The sequence below is a fragment of the Brevibacillus invocatus genome (assembly GCF_003710915.1).
Lineage (GTDB): Bacteria > Bacillota > Bacilli > Brevibacillales > Brevibacillaceae > Brevibacillus > Brevibacillus invocatus.
Genome location: NZ_RHHR01000045.1, coordinates 79766 through 86359, shown reverse-complemented (window position 1 = coordinate 86359; position 6594 = coordinate 79766). Strand labels below are relative to the sequence as shown.

Genomic DNA, 6594 nt, shown 5'->3' with positions numbered 1-6594 from the left:
CCAGTTTTGAAGGAACAATCTCCTTCAATGTTCCTCGGTAGCTCAGTTGGTAGAGCAATCGGCTGTTAACCGATCGGTCGGCGGTTCGAGTCCGTCCCGAGGAGCCACGCTCCTGTAGCTCAGTCGGTAGAGCGTTTCCATGGTAAGGAAGAGGTCGCAGGTTCGATTCCTGTCGGGAGCACCATTCGTGATTTCCTCATATGGCCCGTTGGTGAAGCGGTTTAACACAGCAGCCTTTCACGCTGTCATACAGGGGTTCGAATCCCCTACGGGTCACCATAATCTAACACCCCACAAAGTGAAGTGGATGCGTTGCAGCAACACCGAATACTTTGCGGGGGCCCCAACAGCATATTGGGGTTAGGGAGGCTTAGCTCAGCTGGGAGAGCATCTGCCTTACAAGCAGAGGGTCGGCGGTTCGATCCCGTCAGCCTCCACCATTTATAGGAACAAGGAAGGTCAGTTAAAAGCGTCACGTCCTTAGTGGGTCGGCTAAAAACGTCAACGTCCTGTTGACAACGCCGACACTAGCACATCCTATGCGTCGCAACACTGACACTCAATCGTCCTGATTATCGCGGGATGGAGCAGCTCGGTAGCTCGTCGGGCTCATAACCCGAAGGTCGCAGGTTCAAATCCTGCTCCCGCAACCAAATTTACCTTGTACGGTTGTCGTTAAGGCTTGCACAGGGAAAGTCAAAGTACTCATTGGGTACGATCCATTATGGAGCTGTGGTGAAGTTGGAGTTCACGCCGGTCTGTCACACCGGAGGTCGCGGGTTCGAGTCCCGTCAGCTCCGCCATTTCTACCTATGAAAAGGCAGAGTGAAGTATTCACGGAAAATGTTTAGTTAAAATGAAAAACATTGATTTCCTGTGAATGATCTGATACACTAAATAAGTACGCCGGTGTAGCTCAATTGGTAGAGCACCTGACTTGTAATCAGGGGGTTGTGGGTTCAAGTCCTATCGCCGGCACCATTGCTTTGGGGAGATAGCGAAGTGGCTAAACGCGGCAGACTGTAAATCTGCTCCCTCTGGGTTCGGCGGTTCGAATCCGTCTCTCCCCACCAGTAATTGTGAGCCATTAGCTCAGTTGGTAGAGCATCTGACTTTTAATCAGAGGGTCGAAGGTTCGAGTCCTTCATGGCTCACCAGTATTTACCCACCTTAGAGTGAAGGAAGCGAATAAAGCTGACAGCAACTCACAGGTAAACATGCGGTCGTGGCGGAATTGGCAGACGCGCTAGATTCAGGTTCTAGTGGTGGCAACACCGTGGAGGTTCAAGTCCTCTCGACCGCACCAAATAATTTTTAAATCATCATGCGGATGTAGCTCAATTGGTAGAGCGTCGCCTTGCCAAGGCGAAGGTCGCGGGTTCGAGACCCGTCGTCCGCTCCATAACCTGTGCCCTTAGCTCAGCTGGATAGAGCGTTTGACTACGAATCAAAAGGTCGGGAGTTCGAATCTCTCAGGGCACGCCATTTCTTTTCTTTAAGGAAAGATTATCTAAATAGTCGGGAAGTAGCTCAGCTTGGTAGAGTACTTGGCTTGGGACCAAGGGGTCGCAGGTTCGAATCCTGTCTTCCCGACCATGTAATGCCCATATGTAGACCATGATTGCCGGGGTGGCGGAATGGGCAGACGCAACAGACTTAAAATCTGTCGGGAGTTTCTCCCGTACCGGTTCAAGTCCGGTCCTCGGCACCAAAAACAACTCATATGCGGGTGTAGTTCAATGGTAGAACCCCAGCCTTCCAAGCTGGTCGCGTGGGTTCGATTCCCATCACCCGCTCCATCTAATAAAGGCAGAGAACCTCTCGGATCTCTGCCTTTTTCATTGTGCTAGGGCAGATGCTCGTAGGCAATTTGTCGATGTCGAATCATGTCTGACATTTTAAGTAGTAGAAACATATGTTTTCGTGTAGAGTAAGAAATAGGATCGCTTACCCTTTTAGCAGGTAACGAATCTCTTGCTTTGCCTCCTGTATTTGCAGGGGGCATTTTTTATTCCAGCAGCACGGCGAAGTGCTTTTGGAAATAAAAAAGCCTTCTGCTTAAGAGAAGGCTGGATTTCAGGGTGTGATATTTTCTCGTAGGCTGCATGCAGCAGCGTATTGTTACATCTCCATAACAGGTTCAATAGGTAGGGAAACAAGGAACCTGGTACGATGCTCGTTCGATTCGCACTGAATCGTCCCTTTGTGCTTTTCGATGATGTTTTTACAGATGGACAAGCCGATGCCTGTCCCATTTTGCTTTGTGGTAAAGAACGGGTGAAACAGACTTTCCACGATCTCAGGTGGAATCATCTCACCATTGTTCTCTACACTCAAGAACAAGGTTCCATCCGAAACAATCGATTTGACACCTATCATTTTGACTGTCCGTACTTGAACGGCATCGATCGCATTGTTTAACAGGTTGACGAGAACTTGCTTCAGCCCTTCTTCATAACAGACAAGTGTACAGATTTGAATGTCTTTCTCAAAGTGAACATTCTCACCGACGAGTCTCGGTGTAATAAGCAGCTCCACTTCTTCCAGCAAGCTTTCCAATTGAACTTCCTTGAAAATTTCGTCCAGAATCGGTTTTTTGGAAAAACTTAGGAAGCCGGTGAGCTGTCTATGCAAGTTTTCAAATTCGTGCATGACCACCTGAATGTAGGACTGAAGTTGTTCTTGTTCTTTTGTCGATTCACCGATGAGCTTGAGGAAGCCCTCGATCGCACAGAGGGGGTTACGCAACTCATGAGCCATGTTAGCAGCGATTTTGCCTAGCATGGTTAATTTGTCATTGTGCAGATATGAGATGGTCTCTTCCTTTTGTACCAATTCCCGGTTCATCGTCTGTTCAAAGTGATAAACGGCCCAAAAGACACTTTCATCCATTGCTTTGCCGAGTTCTGATTCTATATAGTGTAGATCTTTTGGAGCAAGTGACCATGTTTGCAATTTTGGTTGGAGTATACGCCAAAAAACATTTCGATACAATTGGTAAGTACGCAGAATGGAGGAGAAAGGAAATTCCTGGGACTGTAACCATTCACCCAGGTCAAGTGCCCAAGTCTGCATGTCCAGGTTCACATCTTCGACTAAGTAACGGGCAAGAAGCACCGTTCGTTTTTCCGCGAAGTCGCGGGGGATTGTGACTGCTATCTCCATGCTGGAGACAATTTCTTGAAGCCATAAGGTTGTAATACTCGGAGCCAAATCTAGAATCTTGCTAGAAACATCTTGCAAATTACGTGTCACTGTCTCCACCATACTTATCCACCCCATATCAAATCGTAAGGGATGAGGGTATCAAAATACAAGGTAAATTTCTCCTAATTTCGCAATAAAATGTTTTTTTTGTGGTAGTTATTATCTACAAAATTCGCTGAAAATCGCCTTTATTCGGAAAAATATACGCGCATTAATCCGATTTGGGTCGCATATGGTAGAATGGACACGTTTCATGGACGAGGAGGAGACAATGGAGGACCATTTTTGGTTGGGTCTCTTGCATATTTTTTTCATCGATTTGGTACTGAGCAGCGACAACGCTGTCGTCATTGGCATGGCTTGCAGAGGATTGCCTTTGAAGGAAAGAGGCAGGGCTGTGTTATATGGAACATTTGGGGCGATCGGATTGCGCATCGTTCTGACAGGCATGACTACGTGGATGCTGGACATCCCATTGGTGAAAGCGGTCGGGGGACTTTTGCTATTATGGATTGCCATAAAATTGATGTTTGGGGATACGGAGGATGTACAAGACGTGTCCCACAGCAATAACGTAGGGCAGGCAGTCAAAACCATCATCGTCGCAGATTTTGTCATGAGTCTGGATAATGTCCTTGCGGTTGGAGGAGCAGCACACGGTGATTTGTGGTTGGTCGGACTTGGGCTTGCTATGAGTATCCCGCTGTTAATGTGGGGAAGTGCCTGGGTGGCGCGTTTGATGAACCGTTTCCCTAGCCTGGTCCTTTTGGGCGGAGGAATTCTGGTGTATACCGCCATCGATATGTGCCTAGAGGATCCATTTATTTGGAAATGGGTAAATCCACTCCTGCTCAATCACACATGGCTCGCGATATTGATTGCGTGTAGTGTAGTGGTCTTGGGTCGCTTCCGGAGAATTTAGGTAAGATAAGGCCAGATTCTGGGGAATACTAGTGAAAAAGGTAGGAAAGGATCCGATGGCTGATGAATACAGGCCTGCTGATGCTATGGGGATATTGGGATTCGATCTATCAGCGTTGTACCCGACTCCGGTATGTGGAGAAAGGAAACAACATTTTTCGTATCGTACTCCTGCGGTATCGGGGTGAACCACTGATTACCTCAGATCAACGAATCATCAATCCTGGGGACTTGATCGTGAAGCTGCATATTCATAACTATTACTATGCTACATTATGCAAAGGGATTAAGAATGACCTGAGGCTGGCATTACTGCTCCGTCGGCATATTATGCTCTCATTGCCAAAATTGGCAGCTTATCTAGAACGACTGGAACGGCGGGAAGAGATCAAAGGCATCGTGGGTACGACCATGCTGCACAAAGGTGTGGAGCCATTGGGGTTTTCCATTTCAGATGTGCCAATGACCTGGTTTTTCCGTTACAAGCGCTGGTATCTGCGCCTCATGCTTCGAATCATTCATCCTGAAGGCAAGCGCAGGGTGCAAAGCTGGAAGCAGGAGATGCCCCTCAAACGAGTCTACATGTCCAAGGACCAGCTATTAGGCCGTTATGGTTCAACGATCCAAAGTCCAACAGGTGAAGGACTATGATGAACAAGCGGTTTTTGTTAGTGACGGAGGAGTGGGCAGGCAGTGGCCACAAGATGGCTGCTGTGGCGCTGGAAGAAGCGCTTAGAGAGAGACAGGAAGTAGAGTCTGTTCGAATTGTGGGAGGTTTGGAGACAGCGAGCCCAGTGCTACGGGAACTGTCTCGTTTTTTTTATGTCAATATGCTGCGGTATGGACAACCTGTCTGGCAACGGATTTACGAGCAAGAACGCGTATGGGGAGCAGCATTAAAAAAGCCAGTAGGCTGGTGGTTATCGGGACGGCTTACCGAAGCGATCCTGAATGAAGAGAAGCCGGATGTGGTGATTGCAACCCATGCTTATTGTCTCAGCGCATTGGCAGAAGCGAAGCAAAGAGTAAGGCATCCTTACCATCTAGTCAGCATTCCGACGGATTATCATGTCAATCGCTTTTGGGTCCATCCACAGATCGATACCTATATCGTAGCGCATGAGCAAGTAGCACAGAGGCTAACCCACAAATACGGAGTAGAGCAAAGTAGGATTCACGGATATGGGATACCCATTCGTCGCGCCTTTTCCACGAACACTGGTGTAGACAAAGGTATGGGAAAGGAACTGCTCGGGCTGTCTCCAAACGTATTCACGGTGCTGATCAGTGGTGGCGAAGGAGGATACGGACAAATGGATCTAGTCGTCAAGCAGTTGACCAAAAGTCCGTTACCGTTGCAGATCGTCGTTGTCACTGGAACCAATCAGTCGCTTCATAATCGACTGAAGGATACTTTTCAACGGACAAGCTCTGCTCATCGGATAGAGATAAGGGGCTATGAAAGAGACATGTGGAAGTGGATTATTGCAGCCGATGTGTACGTCACCAAACCAGGGGGCATGAGCTGCGCGGAAGCTTTAGCCTTGCGAACGCCTCTGATCGTGTACCAGCCTCTTCCGGGACAAGAGCGGCACAACACGGCATTTTTGCTCAAGCATCAGGCTGGAATATGGGCAGATACACCAGAACAGATTGCTAACTTCGTCGAACAGCTGAGGGAATCACACAATTGGCAACGCATGGCAGCAAGTATAGAGCAAATCAGACGTCCTCAATCTACTCAAGAAGCTGTAGAATATCTGCTCAGATTGTAAGACTATAAATTGGAAGTGAAAAAACAAAGAGAAAATGAATGAATCCGCGGCGCTCCACACATATTAAAGCTACTAACAACGAGGGGGTGAAATGAGATGGCAAACAACAACGGTTCCAGCAACAACCTTCTGGTTCCTCAAGCGAACCAAGCTTTGGACCAACTGAAATACGAAATCGCTTCTGAATTCGGCGTTCAGCTTGGACCTGACACCACTTCCCGTCAGAACGGTTCGGTGGGTGGAGAAATCACAAAGCGCCTTGTCTCTTTTGCTGAACAGCAATTGGCTGGTCGCGCTTAAGTAAAAAAGAATACTTGGATGAAGAGAAAGGGCTCCGAAATGTGAGCCCTTTCTTATATAGAATATAATTGTTGCATAGGGAGTTTTATTTTGAAAAGAATTAAAAAAATGTTTGGCTCTCTACAAGATTTCATGCTGTAGTTTTTTTTACATCACTAATCACTAATGGGCTTATAGTGAATCATGCTATGGCAGGAGTAGGTGACAATCATTTAGTTAGTGATCAAATATGGCCAGTTTCATCTGTTGATTACGATATTAGCTCTACTTTTTCAAATACGAAAATCGACATTATTGACTCTGCGGCATCGATATGGAATGGCATAAATAACAGCTCGTTTTACCTAGAGTACAACACAAATAGTTTAAATGATTGGTATTACAGGGAAGT

Annotated in this window: 5 protein-coding genes and 15 tRNA genes; 19 read left to right on the top strand and 1 reads right to left on the bottom strand. The window is 47.1% G+C overall.

Going from position 1 to position 6594, the window contains the following annotated elements; genetic code table 11:
* The first annotated feature begins 31 nt into the window (after window positions 1-31).
* The 15 genes from EDM52_RS21195 (at window position 32) to EDM52_RS21125 (ending at window position 1799) form a co-directional block, all read left to right on the top strand.
* A tRNA-Asn gene (locus EDM52_RS21195) sits at window positions 32-107 on the top strand.
* Between the two features lies 1 nt (window position 108).
* Window positions 109-184 (top strand) — tRNA-Thr (locus tag EDM52_RS21190).
* 18 nt (window positions 185-202) lie between these two features.
* A tRNA-Glu gene (locus EDM52_RS21185) sits at window positions 203-279 on the top strand.
* Window positions 280-364: 85 nt separating this feature from the next.
* A tRNA-Val gene (locus EDM52_RS21180) sits at window positions 365-440 on the top strand.
* A 136-nt stretch (window positions 441-576) separates the two neighbouring features.
* Window positions 577-653, top strand: a tRNA-Met gene (locus EDM52_RS21175).
* A gap of 73 nt (window positions 654-726) precedes the next feature.
* A tRNA-Asp gene (locus tag EDM52_RS21170) sits at window positions 727-803 on the top strand.
* Between the two features lie 102 nt (window positions 804-905).
* Window positions 906-981, top strand: a tRNA-Thr gene (locus tag EDM52_RS21165).
* Between the two features lie 7 nt (window positions 982-988).
* Window positions 989-1073, top strand: a tRNA-Tyr gene (locus tag EDM52_RS21160).
* Window positions 1074-1081: 8 nt separating this feature from the next.
* Window positions 1082-1157: transfer RNA gene (locus EDM52_RS21155), tRNA-Lys, on the top strand.
* A 62-nt stretch (window positions 1158-1219) separates the two neighbouring features.
* Window positions 1220-1306, top strand: a tRNA-Leu gene (locus EDM52_RS21150).
* A 20-nt stretch (window positions 1307-1326) separates the two neighbouring features.
* Window positions 1327-1402 (top strand) — tRNA-Gly (locus EDM52_RS21145).
* 6 nt (window positions 1403-1408) lie between these two features.
* Window positions 1409-1485, top strand: a tRNA-Arg gene (locus EDM52_RS21140).
* Between the two features lie 34 nt (window positions 1486-1519).
* Window positions 1520-1596: transfer RNA gene (locus EDM52_RS21135), tRNA-Pro, on the top strand.
* A 27-nt stretch (window positions 1597-1623) separates the two neighbouring features.
* Window positions 1624-1711: transfer RNA gene (locus EDM52_RS21130), tRNA-Leu, on the top strand.
* 14 nt (window positions 1712-1725) lie between these two features.
* A tRNA-Gly gene (locus tag EDM52_RS21125) sits at window positions 1726-1799 on the top strand.
* Window positions 1800-2121: 322 nt separating this feature from the next.
* Here EDM52_RS21125 and EDM52_RS21120 read toward each other — a convergent pair.
* Window positions 2122-3267, bottom strand: coding sequence for a sensor histidine kinase (locus tag EDM52_RS21120; RefSeq protein ID WP_122910927.1), 1146 nt, complete (start codon window positions 3265-3267; stop codon window positions 2122-2124).
* Window positions 3268-3478: 211 nt separating this feature from the next.
* Between EDM52_RS21120 and EDM52_RS21115 the strand changes: the two genes are divergently transcribed.
* The 4 genes from EDM52_RS21115 to EDM52_RS21100 all read left to right on the top strand — a co-directional run bounded on the left by EDM52_RS21115 (window position 3479) and on the right by EDM52_RS21100 (window position 6203).
* Complete coding sequence (locus tag EDM52_RS21115) at window positions 3479-4129, top strand: TerC family protein (protein WP_122910926.1); 651 nt, start codon at window positions 3479-3481, stop codon at window positions 4127-4129.
* A gap of 62 nt (window positions 4130-4191) precedes the next feature.
* The gene (locus tag EDM52_RS21110; protein ID WP_122910925.1) at window positions 4192-4779 is read left to right on the top strand and encodes a YkoP family protein; all 588 of its coding nucleotides are present in this window, start codon (window positions 4192-4194) and stop codon (window positions 4777-4779) included.
* Window positions 4779-5903 (top strand): MGDG synthase family glycosyltransferase, encoded by a 1125-nt coding sequence (locus EDM52_RS21105; protein WP_122910924.1) that lies wholly within the window; start codon window positions 4779-4781, stop codon window positions 5901-5903. Before EDM52_RS21110 ends, EDM52_RS21105 begins: the two co-directional genes overlap by 1 nt.
* 96 nt (window positions 5904-5999) lie before the next feature.
* The gene (locus EDM52_RS21100) at window positions 6000-6203 is read left to right on the top strand and encodes an alpha/beta-type small acid-soluble spore protein (RefSeq protein ID WP_122910923.1); all 204 of its coding nucleotides are present in this window, start codon (window positions 6000-6002) and stop codon (window positions 6201-6203) included.
* The last annotated feature ends 391 nt before the right edge of the window (window positions 6204-6594 follow it).